Below are 19,950 nucleotides of genomic sequence, written 5' to 3'. Positions count from 1 at the left end.
GCCTTTCAACTACCTCCGGGTAGTCACGTCCCGGTGAGATCCAGCGGCGCGGACTTGGTGGCCGCCGGCTCCGCGCGCAGGCGGCGGACCTCGCGGGAGCCGGACCAGCGGGTGATCGCCTCCTCGTCGGCGAAGGCCATCGCGCGCAGCATGTTGCCCCCGTCCGTGGCCTGCACCGTGCGGCGCAGCCGCGCCCGCAGCGACTCCGGCAGGTTGGTGGTGCGGGCCTCGATCGTGTCGCCGTAGAAGGGGGCGTAGCCCGCCCCCGCGAAGCCGGTACGGCGCAGCAGCACCGGGAGCGTGTCGGCCGAGTAGAACATCAGGTGGTTCTTGGTGAAGCCGCTCCACGCCGACTCGTACGCCTTGAGCAGCAGCGAGTTGGCGTTGACCGTGAGGATCATCAGCACCCCGCCCGGCGCGAGCAGCTCGCGGAACCGGCGGAAGTCGTCCACCGGCCTGGGCAGGTGCGCCAGCACCGACCAGAGGGTGATCACGTCGAAGCCGCCGGCGGCGATCTCCGGCACGTCCTCCGGCGCGCCCAGGTACGCCCGTCCCCGGGTGAGCCGCTCGTTGGCCTGCGCGACCGAGTCGGGCGACAGGTCCACGCCGACCGCGTCGAAGCCGCGCTGCTCGGCCAGCTCCAGGAAGAGCCCGGCGCCGCAGCCGAAGTCGAGCAGTCGCCGCCCGGCGCCGTCGTCGAAGACCGGGGAGAACGCGTCCATGGTCAGCTGGTAGCGGCGCTGCCGGTTGGCGGCGTACTTGCCGGTCAGGAACTTGCTGTAGCCCTTGGCGTACAGGTCGCCGAGCCGCTCGGGACGGATGTTCGGGTTGCGGTAGAGGAACCCGCAGGAGGGACAGCGCACCACGTGGTAGCGCCACTTGCCGTCCTCGCCCACCGGCTCGTACAGCGGCTGCATGCGCGGCTCGCCGCAGAGCGTGCAGTCGATGAACTCCTCGATCTCGCCCAGCGGCATGCGTGCCTGGTAGTCCTCGGGCTCCACGATCGGCGAGCGTCTCAGCAGCCTGCGCCACTGCGCCTCGCGGATCAGCCGCTCTCCGGGGCGTACGTAGACCCGCTGCCCCCAGGGCACCTTGTCGTAGCGCGAGCCGTAGACCAGCTTGCCGAGCAGCCGTCGAGCCGAGACCATCGCACACCCCTAACGCAGACCGTTTGCGCGGGTATTGCCCTGACTATTCCATCGCTACCGCCAGCAAACCATCCCCAAACGGCCAAGGCGGGCGGGCCGCTGGAGACGGCCCGCCCGGGGAGGTCACGACGGCCTGCCGTCGGCCCCGCACTTGATGATCGGCCGGATGCAGTCGCGTACCCGGCGCTCCAGCTCGGCGACCGGCCAGGCGTTGAAGAAGTCGCCGTGCATGGTGTAGCCGCCGCCCGAGGCCAGCCGGAACCCGGACGGGTCACCGCTGACCGGGTAGCGCAGCACCTGGCGGAGCTTGGGCACGGGCACCGGGTGGCTGCTCGGGCAGTCGTCGCCGACCGGGTAGGCCATGTGGCTCTTGTGGTCGGGCGAGTCGAGGTCGCGGCCGTTCCAGCACTGCGGGAAGTCCAGGTACGACTCCAGCATCGTGCCGGGCGGGCAGGTGACGAAGTCCTTCGAGGCCGGCACGTGCCCGGCGTGCAGGCAGGACCAGCGGGCGATGGTGGAGTCGCCGGGCCCGGTGGCGCGCGCGTTGCCGGCCACGATCCGCAGCCCCAGGGGGAACGGCTGGATGCGCGCGGTCACGTCAGGCCGCACGCCCTCGCCGAGGTAGTAGAACGTGGTGATCGTCGGCTCGACCGGCGTGCCGTTCCGGTAGAGCGTCGGCACCCAGTAGGAGGACCTGTCCACCGACGGGTTGCAGTTGGTGGCGCCGCGCTGCAGGTCGGCCAGCGTGGTGTGGGCGTTGGTGATCCGGCTGCCGAAGAAGCTGTGCATGTGGGAGGCGCCGGGCAGGCCGGGGAAGATGATCGGGTCGTCGGGCAGCCGGTGGCTGTAGGGGCAGTCGGCGAGGAACTCCGCCACCCGTACCGGTTCGGCCTGGGCGGGCTGGACCGACAGCGGCGCACCCATCAGCACCGCGAGCACGGCGAACAGGCGTAACAGTCTCATGGCGGGGTCCTCACTGGTAGACGCGCACGTAGTCGACGAGCATGCGGGCGGGAAACGGGGTGGAGGCGTCGGGCGGGCCGGGCCAGTCGCCGCCGACGGCCAGGTTGAGGATGATGTAAAACGGGTGGTCGAAGACCCACGGGCCGCGCGTGCGCTCCACCTCTTCCTTGCTGAGGGTGACGACGGTGCGGCCGTCGAGCGTGTACGTGATGCCGCGGCTGTCCCAGTGGGCGGCCCAGACGTGGAAGTCGTCGGCGAGGTCGGCGCCGCCGGGCAAGGTATAGGAGCCGCCGATGCCGCCGCCTCCGTTGTAGGCGGGCGCGTGCACGGTGGAGTGTGACGTGCGGGTGTCCTTGCCGAGCACCTCCATGATGTCGATCTCGCCGTTGTACGGCCACGGCCGCCCGGTCAGGAAGTCGGCGCCCATCATCCAGAACGCCGGCCACAGCCCGTTGCCCCTGGGCACCTTGATCCGGGCCTCGACGCGGCCGTAGGTGAAGTGGAACTTGCCGCCGGTGTTCATCCGGTGGGAGGTGTACTGGCAGGTGGCGCTGCCGGTGAGCGGGTCACGCGGGCAGGCGGAGCCCGGGGTGGCCTGCTTGCGCGCCTCCATCACCAGCCGGCCCTGGCCGTCCAGGGCGGCGTTGCCGTTGTCGGTGTAGTACTCCAGCTCGTTGTTGGGCCCGGTGCCGGGATCGGCGGTCCACTTGGCCGGATCGGGCCTGGCGCCCGCCGGGCCGTCGAACTCGTCCTGCCAGACGAGCCGCGGCGGGTCGGCCGGGTCGGGGGCGGGGGACGGTGGGGTGATGGGCGCGCCGCCGGTGCCGTACACCTGGAACTCCCAGAGGCTGTAGCCGTACGAGGTCGCGCGCTGCGTCCCGTACACGCGGACGTAGCGGCCGGTTCCGCTCACGGTGAGCGTCTGCTTGAAGCCGGTGCCCGACGTGGTGGAGTAGATCGTGGTCCAGGCCGAGGCGTCGGGCGAGACCTGGATCTGGAACGCGCGGGCGTAGGCCGGGTCCCACTGCAGCACGACCCTGGTGATCTGGGCGGTCGCGCCGAGGTCGACGTAGATCCAGCCGGGGTCGGCCCAGGCGGCGGTGGCCCACCTGCTGGCCGGGTCGAGGTCGAAGGCGCGCGCCGGGGTGCACTCCCAGCAGGTGGAGTCGTGCTGCGAGGAGGAGGCGACGCCGGGCCTGCCGTAGGAGAGCAGCCGCTCGCCGCTCCCGGTGCCGTACACCTGGAACTCCCAGAGCGAGTAGCCCCACGGGGTGGCCCGCTGTGTCCCGTGCACGCGGACGTACCGGCCGGTGCCCGACACGTCGATGGTCTGGGTGCCGCCGGGGCCGGACGTGGTGGTGTGGACGGTGGTCCAGGCGCTGCCGTTCGCGGACACCTGGATCTGGAAGGCGGTGGCGTGGGCGGCCTCCCAGCGCAGCACCACCTGGGAGAGCGCGGCGGACGAGCCCAGGTCGACCTGGATCCACTGCGGGTCGGAGAAGGCGCTGGACCAGCGGGTGCCGGCGTCGCCGTCGACGGCGGCGGAGGCGGGGAAGGCCGCGCTCTCGGTGGAGGAGGCGGTGGCGGGCCTGCCCTGTGACAGCAGGGCGGCGGCGGCCTGGGCGGGCAGGGCCGCGAGGAGGGGGGCGACGAGGGCGAGGACGAGTGTGACGAGCGTCCCCAGGCGGGGTGGACTCACGGAGGTCTCCTCAGGGAGCGAGGGGGGAGCGCTCCCTAAAGTGAGGGTGATGGTGTCAGGAAAATCTGTCAAGTCGCCTGTCAGCAGGAAGGGAGTATTAAGGCACAGAGTGGAGCAGATCGGAGAGCGCTCTCCCATCCTCACGGCATACCGGGTCCATACCGACCGCTGGCAAGCTGCCGCGGGATCTCAGGTCACGGAGAGGACTTCACGCACATGGGAAAGCCCCGACAGATCACGGCGGCGGCGCTCGCCGTCGCCGGTCTCACGACGGCGGGCGCTCCGGCCCCCGCGTCCGCGGAGCTCGCGGCGGCGGCGCCGTTCCGCGTCGACTACGAGAACGGGGCGCACCCCAAGGTGGGCCTCAACGAGTGCTGCAGCCACTCGATCAAGGTCGACGACCTGCCGAGGACCGGCGAGTACGCGGTACGCAGCGTGCTGAAGTACGGTGACCCGAAGGTCGCGGGCAGCACCCGCGCCGAGAGCCACACCCTCCACGCCAAGGAGACCCACTTCCGCTCCGGCGACACCGTCTACTACGGGTTCAGCGTCTACCTCCTGAGCACCTGGCAGCGCGACTCCAGGGAAGACATCGTGTTCCAGTGGAAGCCCTGGAGCGACGCGTGCGAGACCGGCAAGTTCCCCAGCGCCTTCCTCAGCGTGCAGCCCTCCGGGAAATGGCGGCTCCGGGTCAACTCCGACGGCAACGCCTGCTCCACCCCCGAATCCGTCCGCAAGACCAGCTTCGACCTGGCCGACGTGAAGCCAGGGCAGTGGCACGACTTCGTCTTCAGGTTCACCTGGAGCCACGGCAGCCAGGGGAAGATCGACGGCTGGTACCAGACCCACAAGAACCCCGGATGGCGCAAGGTCCTGACCGCCGGCGGCCCCAACACCTTCAACGACGACAAGACCACCAGCGGCTACCTGAAGTGGGGCATCTACAAGCCCGCGTGGGCCTCCGGGAAGACCGACGTCGACAGCCGCACGATCTTCCACGACAACATCGCGGTGGGCAGGACCTTCAGCGAGGTCAACCCGGCGTCCACCCGCTAGCCGTCAGCGGGCGGCGCGGGCCAGCACCTCCTCCGTCGTCAGCGGCGCCCTCGGGTGGTGGCTCAGGCACATCGGCGCCCGCGCCTTCACGAAGGCGCTCCCCTCCAGCGCCACGTAGAACTCGCCCGAGCTCAACCGGGCGATGTCCGGCGTCGAGCCGCCCTTGGCCCGCGCCATCTCCTTGGCCGCCTCGATGTGCACCGGCGCGTTCAGCAGGCCGAAGAACTGGGTGGCGGCGTTGCCGGGGATCTGGTTGTGCAGACCCTTGGGCGCCTGGGTGGCGAACACCAGGCCCAGACCGTACTTGCGGGCCTGCGACGCCAGCGCCAGCGTGCTGTGCGTGCAGGCCGTCACCCGGCCACCGCCGGGGGCGAACGTCTGCGCCTCGTCCATCACGAACAGCCCGCCCAGCGGACGGTCGCCCGCCGGGTTCCTCCTGATCCAGGCGAACAGCGCCATCTGGAGCTGGCTGACGAAGCTCTGCCGCTGCTCGTCGTTCGGCAGCCCGACGAAGCTGATCACCGAGACGCGCGCCCGTCTGCCCGGCGACGGCGTCAGCAGCACGCCGGGGTCCACCGGCTCGCCACCGCCGCCGAACAGCGGGTCGTTGTCCATCGCCGCCTGCAGCGACTGCGCCAGGTCGGCCGCCAGCCGGGGGGCGTCGGCCAGCTCGCTCACCCCGTCGGGCAGGTCGGCCAGCAGGGCGACGAACCCCCTGAGGCTCGACCCGCCCCCGCGGCCGTAGTGCTCCAGCGCCTTGCGCAGCACCGCCCGGCCCAGATCCGCCTTCTTCGTCCGCGCGTCCACCTTCACCCGGGGCGCGATCGACGCCACCGCCGACTCCACCGCCTCGGCGAACTCGTCGGGGTCACCGGCCACCCCGGCGAAGTCCGGCAGCGGCTGGAAGCTGAGCGGCCTGCCCGCCGCGCGCCTCGGCGTCCAGACCACCACCTCGGTCCCGGCCAGGTAGTCGGCGGCCTTCCCCGCGTCCCCGTCGAGCCAGCCCTGCGGCCGCTCCGGCCACCGGTCGCCCAGCCTGGCCAGGTCGTTGTTCGGGTCGAGCACGATGGCCGACACGCCGTGCATGGCGCACTCCTCGACCAGCCGCCTGATCAGCACCGTCTTGCCCGAGCCGGAACCAGCGAAGATCGCCGCATGCTTCCGCAACGCCTCCAGCCGCACCTGGACGGGCTGCCCGCTCCCGACGGCCCTCCCCAGGGGGACGTGGGGGGTGTCCTCACGGGATGGCGAGGGCGCCAGGGGACCGTGGGATGAAGGGGACGCGTCCTCTCTCCGTACGGCGGCGTCATCGGACGGAGCAGGCGCGGGGCCCGTCGGACCTGTCGGCCTCTCCTGCTCTTCGGCACGCCCGACGGCGGGATCGCCGGTCCTCAGGCCGTCGTCCCGGGTCGCGGGCGGGACGGTCCGGACGTCCGCCAGGGCCTCGGCCAGGAAGGTGACCGCGCGGGTGGGACGGCGGGAGGCCAGCCACGACGCCAGCCCCGGCGGGTTCTCCGCGCGCAGATGCCTGAGCGCCGCCAGGACGCGCAGGTCGGTGTCGGTGAAGGACAGGGTCCTTCCGCCCGCGCGCTCGAAGGCGGCGACCACCTCCCGCGTCCGCGCCCCCTTCGACCACTCCTCGTTACGCAGCAGGAACAGCCGCCGCTTGGGCACCTCGGCGTCCAGACCGGCCGCCACCGACGCCTTGCGTATCCGGTTGAGCGCCGAGACCGCGTGCTCGGCGGTGATCGCCCGGAAGGCCCAGTGAGCCTCGTCCTCCGTCGTCTCGTCCAGCGTGAACCGCAGCCGCGCGTGCAGGGGCGGCTTGGCGCTGGGCGGCGGGTCGACGCTGAACGCCTGGCCGTCCTCGCCCTGCTCGGTGATCCACGCCGCCAACCCGGCCGCCAGCAGCGCGGGCATCAGCACGTCCTCGGTGGCGCCGTTCACGTCAGGGGCTTCCCCGGCGTCGCGGAGTGTGGCGAAGCGGGCGTCCAGCCCGGCGAGCGCCGCCGCCTCCGTGACGGCTGCGGGCTCCTCGACCGGAGGCTGCGGTCGCGCGGTGAGGCTGGTCAGCTCCGACACCTCGCCGCTGAGCAGGCATGCCCGTACGTGCTTGTCGATCGTGATGAGCAACTGCCGCGCGGTGAACCCGGGCGCCTCGTCGAACGCCTCCGGCCGCACGGGCCAGGTCGGGTACGGCGGCTCGACCCCGGCCGCCCCGTACTGCACGCCGAACCGCTTGGCGACCAGCTCGCGCGCGGTCTCGGGGTCAGGGATGGTCATGAGCTGCACGGCCGTACGGAACCGGTCGCGGACCGTGTCGACCGCCTCCCGCTCGACGAGCGTCCAGGTCTGGGGGATGCACGAGACGACCGTCATGGTGCGCCTGGTCACCTCGCGCAGCGCCATCAGGCCGCCGGCGATCCGCTCCAGGAGCAGCTTGTCGCCATGGCCGTCATCCGTCACGGTGTCGGTGGAGATCCTGGACTGGGCGATCAGCGGGTCGATCTGGTCCACCGCGATGATCGTCGGGCCGGTGAGCGCCAGCAGGTGGGAGACGTCCCTGACGATCTCCTGCGGCGACTTGTTGATCGGCCGGATGCCCCAGCGGACCCGGTCGCCGGTCTCGCCCTCCGGCATCGCGTACAGGAAAGCCTCGCCGAGGTCCTGCAGGGCCGGGTCGGGGGAGGCGTAGAGCACCAGCGCCCGCGCGGTGTCCTGACACTCGCGCCCGACCTTCTCGTCCATCGCCCGCAGCGCGTGGACGAACGCGTCGAGCTCCTCCCTGGACAGGGTCTTCTTGCCGGTGACGGCCCTGCGCGCCATCCGGGACAGGTCGGCGCGTGCGGCCAGCCGCGACAGGAACGCCCTGAGCTGCGTCTGCCCGCCCTCGCCCGGCCGGGAGAAGCTGTCGAGGAGCGACACCATGACGCTCTCCCAGAACTCCTTGGCATCCAGCAGCCCGACCAGCACGAAGTAACCGCCCTGGCGCTGGGTCACTTCGCGCAGCCAGCCGAGCAGGTGGGTCTTGCCGGTGCCGCGCTGGCCCTGCAGGACCACGCCGATCGGGCTCGTCTCCCGCTGGCCGCCGGCCTCCGCCAGGCCGTCGAGCAGGATCTTCGCCGAGTGCCCGTGCAGCCCTTCGACATGGAACGCCGAGGGCCGCCAGACGTCGTCGGCGCCCTCGGTGTAGTTGAAGCTGAGCGCGGTGAGCGCCTCGGTGCCGGGCCCTGTCATGCTTCCCCGATCCACAGCAGGTGCTTCTCCTGACCCCCGATGATCACCCCGGCTTCCCGGTCCGCGGGCGTGAGGATCTTCTGGTTGGACTCGGGGACGATGTTCACGTCCGGCAGCCGTTCCAGCCGGACGAGCGCGGCGTCGACCTCGTCCCTGGGCGCGTCGCCGAGCAGGGGACGCAGCCAGGCCAGCCCCACCCAGGAGCCGGGCAGGGGCGCGAGCCGCGCGTACGCGGCGCGGATCCGCGCCTCCAGATCTCCTGGTAGCAGCCCGACCGGCTCGGCCACCGGGGCCTCATCACCAGGCGGAGCGGTTTCCAGGGGCGTGGACACGTCGGCCAGTCGCAAGCCGGAACGGTCCATGTACTTCCGCAGCCAGCCCTGCAGGCCACGGGCGATCACCTTCGGCGAGCCGGTCATCGCGGGAAGCGCTCCGGCTCGCAGGTCCTCCTCAAGGCGAGCCCAGCCGCTGTCCGTGAGCATGTGCACGTATGTCCGGCCCTGCCGCCAACTGTCGACCAGTTTCAGCTCGTTGAGCTTGAGACGTCTCTTGCCGTCGATGGTCAGGCCGTGCCGCTCCTTGAGGTCGGGGTTGGAGATCTCGGCGTTCTCCTCGGCCAGCGCCATCAGCGCGGCGAATTCAGGGAGCGACAGCTTTCGCTCTGACATGTTTCATCCTTCTTGAGAGACTCGACGGTTCCGCAGGAAAAGCTCGATGTGACGGACCACGGCCTGGGGATCGGTCAGCACCTGGACATCGGTGAACCGGAGCACGGCGTAACCGGCGATCTGCAGGCGCACATCACGGGCGCGGTCGGTGGTGAACTTGTCCAGCTCGCGGTGATCCGGCCCGTCCAGCTCGACGACGCACCACTCGTCCTGCCACACCAGGTCGGCCCGTACCGGAGAGGCCAGGGCGCAGGGGTGGATCGTCTGGTTCCAGGCCCGGCCGGCGGCCCACGCGCACCCGCTCAGCGCGGCCTCCAGCGCGTGCTCCGCGGCGCTCGCCGGGTGCGGGCGGCCGGCGACGGGCGGGTGGCCGGTCCTGCCCGGGGTGATCTGCTGTTCGGGACGGGAGGCGGCCTGGGCCGGTGCTTCCGCGACGAGGACGGTCTCCACCCGGTCCACGGCGGGGAGCGGTCCCGAGAGCCAGATGCCCAGCCCGGCGCGGTGCGCCAGCCACTCGCCCGCTGCGACCAGGGCTTCCTGACCGGCGGGCGACAGCCCTTCCGGCACGTCCACCAGGAGCGCCGCGCCGGGCCTGGAGAAGGCGGCGGCCAGCGCCCTGGCCAGCCCCGCGGCCCGCACCTCCGGCGGGAACCCGCTGGGCCGGATCTCGGGGGAGAGGCTCGCCCGCAGGTCCGGGAGCCGGCCGGGGCGGGCGCGCAGGGCGCGTTCCGCCAGCTCGGCGAGGAACGGTCCGAAGTGGGCGCTGGTGGCGGCGGTGCGGAGGGCGAGGGTGCGTACGGCGGCCAGGCCCGCCCCGCCGGGCCCGTCGATGCCCTCGGCGTCCGGCAGCCAGGCGGGGAAGAGGCCGAGCACCGTGGCGTCCAGCTCGTCCAGGATCGCGGAGGCCAGCGCTTTCGGGGAGCGCGCCTCCCGGGCGGTGCAGGTGAGGATCGCGGGGGCCTCGCGGGGCAGCGAGTCGACGGCGAGCGGCAGCGGACCGGCGCCCTCCAGGCGCACGACCTTGCCGGTCGGTAACGCAGCCCAGGACCGCACCGCTCGCCCCCGTCGTCAGCCGGACTCGGACAGTGGTGGCGACGTTATACGCCACCCCGCGCGGCTGTCACCCGCTATCGCCGTCCGGGTCCGCGGCGAGCACGATCGCGCCCACATAGCCGTCGCCGTCGGGGGTGACCTTCATGAGCATCTCGTCCCGGAAGATGCCGTCGCCGTCGTTGCGGGTGTCCCGCTCGCCCCGGGCCGCGTACGGCCGCCCCGCCAGGACCCGGTCGTTGAGCGCCTCGTCGAACATCATCTGCGTGGTCAGCACCCGGGCGTCGCTGACGTGCACCATCGCGTGGATGTGCACGCAGCGGCCCCGGTACCAGCCGGGCCAGATGGTGGTGAACTCGACGACGCCGTCGGCGTTCGTGACCTGGGCGCCGCGCAGGTAGCGCTCGTCGTCCTGCGGGTCGAGGTCGGGCGACGAGACCGAGAGCGCGCCGCCGCCTCGGGACATCGCCTCGGCGCCCGAGTAGAGGCCGCCCGCGTCGCAGTGCCAGATCTCCACCACCGCGTCCTTGATCGGCCGGCAGCTCCCGCTGTCCTGCACCTTGACGGCCACCCGCAGCCGGACGCCCTCCCGGTCCTCGCGGATGTCGGCGCGGACCTTGTCGGCGTCGAAGTAGTACGGCCCCGCGGTGGTGGCGGGGGTCAGCGTGCAGGTGTTCGCGCCGTCGAAGAGCGAGGTGAGGTCCTGGGCGGTGGTCGTCTGAGGGGTGACGGACTCGCCGGTGGAGGTGGTGACCGGCTGCCCCGTGCACGCGGCGATCAGCCCGCCGAGCCCGAGAGAGCCGATGCCCGCGATCATCCGCCGCCTGCTGACGCGCTGCCCTTCATGATCGTGTCCCATATCGATCCCTTCGATGGGGTTTCGACGTTAGGTGAGTCACATGAAGGTCTGCTGAGAGAGATCCACCGGTCTTTGTCGGTGAGGTTCGCTACATTCCGGTTCCGTTGATCATTGCCGAGCCCGGCTGGAGGTCGTTGACCGTGCCCGCTGACCCGACCGTGTGGGAGCTGAGCAGCGTGACGTGCGTGGTGCCGCCCGTCCAGCCGCGCAAGCTGGCCAAGGTGCCGTTCGTCGAGCTGGCCGACGGCAGGCTGCAGGGGGTGGTGTCGAGCGGTTCCGACATCGCTCGCGTGTACGTCTCCTCGATCGCCGCCGGATCCCACGACTTCAACTGCAGCACCAACAACAACCGCCCGTGCGGCGGTCTCTACGGCTCGCTCTGCAAGCACCTGCGGTCGCTGGTGGACGAGGCGGTCGTGCAGTACGGAGCGGAGCGGGTCGCCCGATACCTCCGGGTCGAGGGGGCCGAGACGGTGGCCTCCGGGGCCGACCTGGCGGCCAGGCTGGGCGGGCAGCAGGAGTCGCAGCCGGCGGCCGTGGTGTTCAGCCGGTTCCTGCGCCACCTGGGCTACCTGGAGCTGCCGGTCACCACGGCGCCGCTCGCGGAGATGCACTGGTTCCCCGGGACGGTGCGCTGATGCTCGGGATGCAGCTGAACGACCTGGTCGGCGGGCTGCCCGACGGCCTCGCCGAGGCGCTGGAGCTGGTCGACGGCTTCGACGACGCGCTGTCCCACGGCTTCGGCCGGGTGGGCGAGCAGCGGGCCGCGGCGATCGCCGCGCTGGCCGGAGCGGTGGCGGCGACGCCGCTGGGCGACCGGGTGGCGGAGGCGGCCGCGAAGGTGTCGGCCGGATCGGTGAGCGGCGAGCACCTGACGGCCCTGGCCGCCGCGCGGTCCGCCCTCCTGGGCGCCGCCCACGACGCCCTCCTGACCCGGCTGGACGAGTCGCTGGGCAGGACGAGGTCTCCCTCCGGCCCGCCCGCCGCCGGTGACTCGTCCGTACCGGGAAATCTGCTCGTCGGGTGCCGGTCGTGGCTGTACGAGCTGGCCATCACCGGGTGGCGGGGAGTGGGGCACGATCTGGCCGCCGCCGGTGACCAGGCCATCGAGGCCGTGCTGGCGGAGCCGGGGGCGCGCCGGCTGGCGGTGCTGCTCGACGGGCTGGCCGCCGAGCTGCGTGACTCCTCGCCGGTGTCCACGATGGAACGGCTGCCCTTACGGCGCTGGGCCGACCTGTGGACGCGGGCCACGCTGCTGGCCGAGCCCGGCTGGCCGGGGTCGGGGGAGGGCGCCGAGACGGTGTCCGGGCGGTTGCTGCCGCTCGGGGCGGACGTGCACGAGCACGGCACCGCCGTCCAGGTGCAGGTGCACGCGGTGCTGGAGCCCGCCGGCGGCGGGACGTCCCGGCTGGTACGGGTGAGCGTCGCCGCGGGCAAGGTCGACACCATCACCGGGCCGGCCGTGTGGGGGCTGTTCCAGGCGTATCCGGTGCTGCTGGCGACGCTGGCCAAGCATCTGGCCGCGGAGATCGACGGCATGCCGTTGCTTCCCGGCGGCGACCTGGTCTGGCAGGAGGAGAAGGCCACCGCGGCCGAGCTCACCGACCCGTTCGCCACCGCCCGGGTGCTGCTCGCGGGCGCGGTGGCCGGGGAGACCCCGCCGCTGGACCGTCACCCGGCGCGCGTCGCGGAGCCGGTCCTGGTGGAGGGATACAAGGCGGCCAAAGCCGGGCGCGGGGTCACGCTCACGCTCGACGGCGCCACCTTGCCGTTCGCCACCGGGCGGCTGCCGGGGTGCGGGCCGCTCACCCCCGAGTTGCTCGCCGCCTCCACCGCGTGCGTCGGGTTGCTGCGCTGGGACGCCGGGGGGTGGCTGCTGCAGCCGCTCGCCGTCCAGGCCACGGTCAAGAAGAAGCCGGTCGCCGCGCACAACGGCGACTGGGCGCTGGGCACCACCGACCCCAAGGCGGCCAAGGCGCTGGCCAAGACGGGCGACCCGGTCGGCGTGCTCCGCGAACGAGCGGGACGGCTGCTGCGCAAATGACCACCGACCACAACCCCACCGGCGACGCGACCGCCCACGGCGACGCGACCGCCCACGGCGCCGCCGAGGCGAATCGGCGGCAGGTGCTGCTCTGGCGGATGCTGGCACGCGTGTTCGGCGCCGACGAGCAGCCCGCGCTGGAGTCCGCGAGCGTCGCCATCGTCGAGGACCTCGGGCTGCCGGCCCAGCTGCTCGACCCGTCCGTGTCCGTGGACAACCTGGTGCAGCGCTTCCCCGAGCTGGGCCCCGAGTTCCGCGGCCTCATGACGGGCGACGACGACCGTGACCGCGCCCGTACCGCGGCGCTCGCCGCCAAGCTGCTGCTCAACCTGTTCGCGACCGGCACGGGCGACGTCACCGCCACCCGGCTGGCCGCCTGGCAGCAGGACGCGGGCTGGTTCGAGCAGGCGCTCGGCTGCGAGGCCGGCGAGCTGCGCGCCCAGCCGGGGCAGAGCGAGCTGGGAGGGATGCTCGCCGGGCTGGAAGGCGACCTGGTGCGCCGGATGCGGCTGCGCGAGGTGCTCGCCGACCCCGCGCTGGCCAGGCAGCTCACGCCCAGCATGTCGCTGATCGAGCAGCTGCTGCGCGACAAGTCCAACCTGTCGGGGGTGGCGCTGGCCAACGCCAAGGCGCTGATCCGCCGGTTCGTGGACGAGGTCGCCCAGGTGCTCCGCACCCAGGTGCAGCAGACGAGCGTGGGCCCCGTCGACCGTTCGGTGCCGCCCAAGAGGGTCTTCCGCAACCTCGACCTGGACCGGACGATCTGGAAGAACCTCACCAACTGGAACGCCGAGGACGAGCGGCTGTACGTCGACAAGCTCTTCTACCGGCACACCGCCCGCCGCACCACCCCCGCCCGCCTGATCGTGGTCGTCGACCAGTCGGGCTCGATGGTGGACTCCATGGTCAACTGCACCATCCTGGCCTCGATCTTCGCCGGGCTGCCCAAGGTCGACGTCCACCTGATCGCCTACGACACCAGGGCGCTCGACCTGACGCCGTGGGTGAGCGACCCGTTCGAGGTGCTGCTCCGTACCAAACTCGGCGGCGGCACGAACGGGACGGTCGCGATGACCCTGGCCCGCCCCAAGATCGTCGACCCGCGCAACACCGCGATGGTGTGGATCTCGGACTTCTATGACAACCGTGAACTGCAGCGCGACTTCGAGAGCGTGCACCGCTCAGGGACCAGGTTCATCCCCGTCGGGTCGGTGACCAGCTCGGGCCATCAGAGCGTGGACCCGTGGTTCCGCCAGAAACTGAAGGACCTGGGCACGCCCGTCATCTCGGGAAACATCAACAAACTCGTGTTCGAGCTCAAGAGCTTCCTCACCTAGGAGATACGCCATGACCGATGAGATGCTGCGTGCCCCCGCCGAGGCCAAGTACGCCGAAGAGCTCGACTGGCTGGAGTCGGTCGACGACGGGCCCAAGCCGTTCTCCTGGCGGCTCAGCCCGCGCATGGTCCGGCTGTTCGTGCTCGGCTCCGAGCGCTCCGACGGCCTCGACCGGGAGATCAAGCAGAAGTGGTTCGGCGACCGGAGTTTCGTCGAGCGCGCCATCGTCACGCTCGCGTCCGACCGCGGCCTGCTGCTGATCGGCGACCCCGGCACCGGCAAGAGCTGGCTGGCCGAGCTGCTGTCGGCGGCGATCTGCCGCAACTCGACGCTGGTCGTGCAGGGCACCGCCGGCACCACCGAGGACCACATCAAGTACTCGTGGAACGTCTCCATGGTGATCGCCAAGGGCCAGTCGCGCCAGTCGATGATCCCGTCCCCGATCATGACCGCGATGGAGCAGGGCGTGATCGGCCGGTTCGAGGAGCTGACCCGCTCCACCAGCGACGTGCAGGACGCGCTGATCTCGATCCTGTCGGAGAAGTACGTGTCCATCCCCGAGCTGGACGACGACAACATCGTCTTCGCCAAGCCCGGCTTCTCCATCATCGCCACCGCCAACAGCCGCGACCGGGGCGTCAACGACCTGTCGTCGGCGCTCAAACGGCGCTTCAACTTCGTCCGCATCCCGGTCGTGACCAACAAGCGGAGCGAGGCGGAGATCGTCCGCTTCCGCACCACCGAGCTGCTGCGCAGGCACCGCATCGAGCTGGAGGTGCCGCCGTCGCTGCTGGACATCCTGCTGCAGAGCTTCGCCGACCTGCGCGCCGCAGCCCAGTCGGCGACCAGCGACGACGAGAAGCTGGAGTCGGCGCTGTCCACCGCCGAGCAGATCGGCGTGCTGGAGGACGCGATCCTGCACAGCAACTTCTTCGGCGACAGCACGCTGCGGGCTTCGACGCTGGCCGGGTCGCTGGTCGGCTCGCTGGCCCGGCGCAGCCCCGAGGACCTGGCCATACTCAACAAGTTCTGGCACGGCGTGGTCGAGCCGCGCAGCAAGAAGGACGGCGGCGAGTGGCAGGGCTTCCTCGAAGGCGGCCGCCAGGCGATCGCCACGCTCTCATGAGCCCGTTCGCCGCGCTGCGCGAGCAGCTGCACGCCGCCGCCGAAACCTTCGCCGACGGGCCAGGCGCGCTCTCCGGCATCCTGTCGGGCCTGGTCGACGACGTCGACCGGGCGCTGGCCGAGCCGCTGGAGATCTTCCCGGTCTGCCACCACTCCCCGGCCTCGGCGCTGGCCATGGCCAGGAGGCTGCGCGAGAAGCAGCCCGAGGTCGTCTACCTGGAGCTCTGCGAGGACCTGCGGCCGGTGCTCGACGAGCTGCGCAACTGCCGGCTGCCGGTCGCGCTGCAGGCGTTCGCCACCGAGCTGGACGGCTTCCCCGAGGGCTGGGGCCCGCTCAACGTCGTCGCGCCCATCACCGAGGCGTCCGCCGAATACCAGGCCATCGCGTACGCGCTCGACACTCCCGGCGTGGAGCTGGTGCTGGTGGACCGCTCGGCCGACCACGTCTACCAGTGGCTGCCGCAGGAACGTCCTGACGAGTCCGTCGGCATCGAGATCGGCGACCTGCGGCCCCGCTTCGCCGAGCTGGAGCAGCACCTGCTGCACCACGCCAAGGTCCGCCACTGGTCCGAGTGGTGGGACCAGTACGTGGAGCAGCCGCTCTCCGGGGCCGACTACGCCACCTACCGGCAGGTCATGGTGCTGATCGGCAGCCTGTTCCGGCGGCTGACCCCGGAGGACTCGCCCCGGCTGGCCGGCGACGAGGAGCGCGAGCGCCACATGTGGACGCGCATGCGCGAGCACCTGGCCGCCTCCGGTGCCGACCCCGGGCGCTGCCTGTACGTGTGCGGCGCCTTCCACGCCGCCAGCCGGGTCGAGGAGTTCGGCCTGCACGCGGCGGAGCCCGCCTACGAGGTCACCCCGCGCACCGGCACGACCTGGCAGTACGGGATCGTCCCGGCCAGCCACTCGGCCGTCGAGGCCCAGTTCGGGCTGGCACCCGGCTCGGTGTCGATCGCCGCCGCCACCTACGCCAAGGCGGTCACCCGAGGCGGCGTCAAGACCTACCAGCTCAAGGGCCGGCAGGCGACGACGAGGCCGCGCAAGGCGGCTCCGGCCGCGGAGGGGCCGGTGACCGACCGGCTGACCGGATTCCTGTCGAGCCCGCCCGCGCTGGACGCGCTGGACGAGGCCGAGCTGCTCGGCTGGTGCGTCGACATCGTCCGGCTGGCCCGCCGCAACGGCTACCTGGCCAGCACCGCCGACGCCATCGCGGTGTTCGAGACGTCGATCCTGCTGGCCGGGATGCGCAACCGCGCCAGGCCCACCCCGTACGACTTCCAGGACGCGGCCGTCACCTGCATCGAGAAGGACGCCGTGCCCGGCCGCAGGGACGTCGCGCAGCTCTGCGAGATCCTGCTCGGCGGCGACCGGATCGGCGAGGTCGGCTACGCCGCGCTGCCGCCGCTCGCCCAGGACGTCTACGACCGGCTGGAGCCGCTCGGCGTCGACGTGCGGAAGCGGGCCGTGCACCGGGTGCTGCTCGACTTCGGCACCGACCCCGAGCTGGAGCCCTGCTCCCACCTGCTGTGGATGCTGCGCCGCCTGATGCCGGACGGCGCGGTACGGCCGATCATGGGCAACCGCGCGCTGGGCGAGCGGTCCAGGCAGGAGAGCTGGGACGTGGCCATCGGCCACCACCAGCGCGCGCTCATCGAGCTCGGCTACGAGGGCGTCACCGTCGAGCAGGTGCTGGAGCAGCGGCTGCGCAAGATGGTGACGGATCCCGAGGCCACCGCCGCCGTCGCGCTGGAGGCGGTGGAGGAGTCCATCGTGCTCCTCGGGAGCCGCCGGTTCACCGAGGAACTCGGGGCGCGGGCGGTGGAGCTGCTGGCGGCCGAGCGCACCGTCGACGACGCGCCCGACGTGCTGCGCCGCATCCGCCGGCTGCTCACGCACTACCGGTCCGCCGAGCCGGCGCTGCCCGCCTGGGTCGAACGGTTCGTCACCACCGGATACGCGCACTACTGCACGCTGCTGCCGAGCGCCTTCGTGGCCGACGACACCGGGGTGCGGCAGGTGGCGGCCATGCTGGGGTTCCTGTCCGGGATGGAGAGCCTGGCGATCTCGCTCGGCTGCGACCGCGCCCAGCTGGAGCTGGCGGTCAAGCAGTCGCACCCGGAGACGCCGGGCAAGGTCGCGCTGCTGTGGGCGGCCAGGTTCCAGCTCGGCCTGCTGTCGTCGGCGGAGCTGCGGGCGCGCTGTGCCGAGCTGCTGGCCAACCCGCTGGTGGTGCCGTCGTTCCCGCAGTACCTGAGCGGTTTCGTGCAGGCGCTCGAACCCGCGCCCGCGCTGACGCCGTTCGTGGTCGAGCTGATCTCCGACGCCTTCGCGACCCTGCCCGACAGCGTGCTGCTGCCCTGGCTGCCCAAGCTCATCACCACCCTGAAGGACGAGGCCGCCGAGCTGGTGCCGGTTCTCGTACGCGAAGCCGGACGGACATTCCCCGGCACGCTCGCGGCGGTGGACGCGTGGACCCCGCCATGGACCGCCGCGCCCGCCCCGACTCCCGTCCCCGCCCCGGCGGGCGGCCCGGTCACGAACCTGCTCGCCGCCCACCCGGCCACCACCGACGCACTCGCGGCCCTGCTGGGCTGCGACGGCACCTGGCAGGCCACCGGGGCGACCGGCCCCGGCCCGGCAGGTGATCTCCTGACCCGCCACCCGGCGGCGGCCGACGCACTGGCAGGCCTGCTGGCACCGCGTTGACGACAGCGGGGAGCCCGGTGGCGGCCGTGCCGTGCTGACAAGCCGTGCTGTGGAGCGCTGACCGCCACGGGGGTAGGGATAGCCCTACCCCCGTTCCGCCTGCTCGCGGGACTGATTCGGCCGCCGCCGATCCGTAGCGTTGCCGGTATGACGACCCTCCAGCAGCGCATCGCCGCCGACTCCCGCTACCTGCTCCTGTCCTTCCCCACCGTCCTCGTCACGTTCCCGCTGGTCGTCGCCGGTGTCTCCGCCGGGCTGGGCGCCGCCGTCGCGTTCGTCGGACTGCCCGTGCTGGCCGCCACCGCCGGGCTCGCCAGGAACGTCGCCGACGTCGAGCGGGCCTCCCTGCCCGGCGTGCTGGGCCACCCCGTCGCCCGTCCCCGCTACCGCGAGGCGCCCGTCTGGGCCGGTTGGTTCCGCCGGATGATGAACCCGCTGACCAGCGGTCAGGCGATCATGGACCTGCTGCACGTGATCATCGCCTTCCCGATCGCCGTCGCCGGGTTCGTGGTGGCCGCCGTCTGGTGGGTGGGCACGCTGGCCGGGCTGACCTTCCCGCTGTACGGGTGGATCATCGCGGGCATCCCCGGGGCCGTCGAGACAGGGCTGCCCGACCTGCTCGGGTTCGGCGCCAGCCCGGCGCTGTTCGTGGTCTGGAACACCGTGATCGGCCTGCTGTTCGCCATCACCCTGGCCCCCGTGCTGCGCGGAACCGCTCTGGTGAAGGCGAGCCTGGCCGAGCTGATGCTCACCCGGCCCGCTCTCGCGCGCCCCGCCGCCGCGCCGCATATCGTGGACCAGAGGATCCCCGCCTGATCTTGAAGGGTAAACCCGTGCGCAGCCCAATCTTCGGCAACCTCGACACCCAGCAGCTCCCGCCCGGCTTCGCCCTGCAGAACGGCAAGATGCTCCGGGTCGAGCTCCCCGAGGTGCTCGCCAAGCAGGGGTCGATGGTCGCCTTCCAGGGCAACTGGGACTTCGACTACGAAGGCTCCGGCGGGCTGGGCAAACTGTTCAAGAAGGCCATGACCGGCGAGGGCGCCTCGCTCATGCGGGTGCGCGGGCAGGGCGCGCTCTACCTCGCCGACAACGCCGACGACATCCACCTGTTCTACCTCGAGAACGAGGGCCTGACCGTCAACGGCCGCAACCTGCTCGCCTTCCAGCCGCAGATCAGCTGGGACATCCAGCGGGTGCAGGGGGCCGGGGTCGCGGCGGGCGGGCTGTTCAACACCACGCTCACCGGCACCGGATGGGTCGCCGTCACCACCCACGGCACCCCGGTCATGCTCGACGCGAGCCGCATGCCGACCTTCGCCGACGGGCAGTCGGCCGTGTGCTGGAGCGCCGCCCTGCACGTCGGCGTCAACCGCACCTTCAAGGCCGGCGCGCTGATCGGCCGGGGCAGCGGCGAGGCCATGCAACTGGCCTTCCAGGGCCAGGGTTTCGTCCTGGTCCAGGCCAGCGAGGGCCCGCTGGTGCCGAAGCCCGCCTGACGACACCGGCGCGGCCGAGGCAGCCGGTGCCAAGTCACCCGCAAGCCGCGGTCGCCATTCTGTCCCGCATGGGAAACTTCCCGCGGATCGTCCTGATCCTGCTCTGGCTGGCGGTCTGCCTGGCGCCGATCCCGGTGGCGGTGCCCGACTACCTGCTCACGCTCGGCCACACCGGCACACCCGGGACGCTCACGGTGGTGTCCTGCGAGTCGCTGGGCCGGGGCCGGTACGACTGCCGCGGCCGGTTCGTCCCCGACGACGGCGGCCGGCCCGTGATGGTGGCGACCTCGCCCGACTCGGACGCGGGCGACGTGACGCACGCCCGCCTCACCCCCGACGGCACCCGCGCGCTCCCCGACGGGCTCAAGGGCGTGCTCGCTGTCTCCGCCGTCCCGGCCGCCGGGCTCGCCGGCCTCGGTTTCCTCCCGTACGTGCTCGCGTACTGGTGGGGTGGGCCGAGGGCGCGCAGGCGAGCGGTCACGGTGGGGATCGTGACCACCTCGGTGGGCCTTCTGACCATGGTCGTCGGATTGGTGGCCGCGCACTCTTAAGGCACACA

At 72.1% G+C, this 19,950-nt stretch carries 16 protein-coding genes; 9 read left to right on the top strand and 7 right to left on the bottom strand.

Annotation, left to right across the window (positions count from 1 at the left end):
- Positions 1-23: 23 nt before the first annotated feature.
- From ACIBF7_RS01885 to ACIBF7_RS01875, 3 genes are all read right to left on the bottom strand, one after another.
- On the bottom strand, positions 24-1,148 hold the full coding sequence (locus ACIBF7_RS01885; RefSeq protein ID WP_271277625.1) for a class I SAM-dependent methyltransferase: 1,125 nt from the start codon (positions 1,146-1,148) through the stop codon (positions 24-26).
- A gap of 123 nt (positions 1,149-1,271) precedes the next feature.
- Positions 1,272-2,111 carry a DUF1996 domain-containing protein gene (locus ACIBF7_RS01880; RefSeq protein WP_148035492.1) on the bottom strand — a complete coding sequence of 280 codons (840 nt, stop codon included), beginning with the start codon at positions 2,109-2,111 and terminating at the stop codon, positions 1,272-1,274.
- A gap of 10 nt (positions 2,112-2,121) precedes the next feature.
- The gene (locus ACIBF7_RS01875; RefSeq protein WP_271277849.1) at positions 2,122-3,810 is read right to left on the bottom strand and encodes a discoidin domain-containing protein; all 1,689 of its coding nucleotides are present in this window, start codon (positions 3,808-3,810) and stop codon (positions 2,122-2,124) included.
- Between the two features lie 216 nt (positions 3,811-4,026).
- On the opposite strand from ACIBF7_RS01875, the gene ACIBF7_RS01870 reads away from it, so the two are divergent.
- Positions 4,027-4,866, top strand: coding sequence for a polysaccharide lyase (locus ACIBF7_RS01870; RefSeq protein ID WP_271277848.1), 840 nt, complete (start codon positions 4,027-4,029; stop codon positions 4,864-4,866).
- A 3-nt stretch (positions 4,867-4,869) separates the two neighbouring features.
- Here ACIBF7_RS01870 and ACIBF7_RS01865 read toward each other — a convergent pair whose 3' ends face one another.
- The 4 genes from ACIBF7_RS01865 to ACIBF7_RS01850 form a co-directional block, all read right to left on the bottom strand.
- Positions 4,870-8,103: a helicase HerA domain-containing protein gene (locus ACIBF7_RS01865; RefSeq protein WP_397196136.1), complete on the bottom strand. Its 3,234-nt coding sequence runs from the start codon at positions 8,101-8,103 to the stop codon at positions 4,870-4,872.
- Positions 8,100-8,771, bottom strand: a complete 672-nt coding sequence (locus tag ACIBF7_RS01860; protein WP_364229315.1) for a hypothetical protein — start codon at positions 8,769-8,771, stop codon at positions 8,100-8,102. The genes ACIBF7_RS01865 and ACIBF7_RS01860 overlap by 4 nt, the downstream gene beginning before the upstream one ends.
- A gap of 3 nt (positions 8,772-8,774) precedes the next feature.
- Positions 8,775-9,824 (bottom strand): DUF559 domain-containing protein, encoded by a 1,050-nt coding sequence (locus ACIBF7_RS01855; protein WP_364229317.1) that lies wholly within the window; start codon positions 9,822-9,824, stop codon positions 8,775-8,777.
- 67 nt (positions 9,825-9,891) lie between these two features.
- A complete protein-coding gene (locus ACIBF7_RS01850) occupies positions 9,892-10,680 on the bottom strand; it encodes an intradiol ring-cleavage dioxygenase (protein ID WP_364229319.1) in 789 nt (262 codons plus the stop codon).
- Positions 10,681-10,820: 140 nt separating this feature from the next.
- On the opposite strand from ACIBF7_RS01850, the gene ACIBF7_RS01845 reads away from it, so the two are divergent.
- From ACIBF7_RS01845 to ACIBF7_RS01810, 8 genes are all read left to right on the top strand, one after another.
- A complete protein-coding gene (locus ACIBF7_RS01845) occupies positions 10,821-11,318 on the top strand; it encodes a hypothetical protein (protein ID WP_364229321.1) in 498 nt (165 codons plus the stop codon).
- Positions 11,318-12,724 carry a hypothetical protein gene (locus ACIBF7_RS01840; RefSeq protein WP_397196135.1) on the top strand — a complete coding sequence of 469 codons (1,407 nt, stop codon included), beginning with the start codon at positions 11,318-11,320 and terminating at the stop codon, positions 12,722-12,724. The genes ACIBF7_RS01845 and ACIBF7_RS01840 overlap by 1 nt, the downstream gene beginning before the upstream one ends.
- 98 nt (positions 12,725-12,822) lie before the next feature.
- Positions 12,823-14,061, top strand: a complete 1,239-nt coding sequence (locus ACIBF7_RS01835) for a VWA domain-containing protein (protein ID WP_397196702.1) — start codon at positions 12,823-12,825, stop codon at positions 14,059-14,061.
- Between the two features lie 10 nt (positions 14,062-14,071).
- The gene (locus ACIBF7_RS01830) at positions 14,072-15,187 is read left to right on the top strand and encodes an AAA family ATPase (RefSeq protein WP_148035483.1); all 1,116 of its coding nucleotides are present in this window, start codon (positions 14,072-14,074) and stop codon (positions 15,185-15,187) included.
- Entirely contained in the window at positions 15,184-17,895 is a 2,712-nt protein-coding gene (locus ACIBF7_RS01825) for a hypothetical protein (RefSeq protein WP_364229327.1), read from the top strand. Before ACIBF7_RS01830 ends, ACIBF7_RS01825 begins: the two co-directional genes overlap by 4 nt.
- A gap of 147 nt (positions 17,896-18,042) precedes the next feature.
- Positions 18,043-18,711, top strand: a complete 669-nt coding sequence (locus ACIBF7_RS01820) for a sensor domain-containing protein (protein ID WP_397196134.1) — start codon at positions 18,043-18,045, stop codon at positions 18,709-18,711.
- A 17-nt stretch (positions 18,712-18,728) separates the two neighbouring features.
- Entirely contained in the window at positions 18,729-19,391 is a 663-nt protein-coding gene (locus ACIBF7_RS01815) for an AIM24 family protein (protein WP_187281504.1), read from the top strand.
- 68 nt (positions 19,392-19,459) lie between these two features.
- Positions 19,460-19,942 (top strand): hypothetical protein, encoded by a 483-nt coding sequence (locus ACIBF7_RS01810; RefSeq protein ID WP_364229331.1) that lies wholly within the window; start codon positions 19,460-19,462, stop codon positions 19,940-19,942.
- The last annotated feature ends 8 nt before the right edge of the window (positions 19,943-19,950 follow it).

The sequence above is a fragment of the Nonomuraea sp. NPDC050478 genome (genome assembly GCF_044458265.1).
GTDB lineage: Bacteria > Actinomycetota > Actinomycetes > Streptosporangiales > Streptosporangiaceae > Nonomuraea > Nonomuraea ferruginea.
Note: the sequence above shows the minus strand (reverse complement) of the source record. Positions and strands in the feature narration are given on the sequence as shown.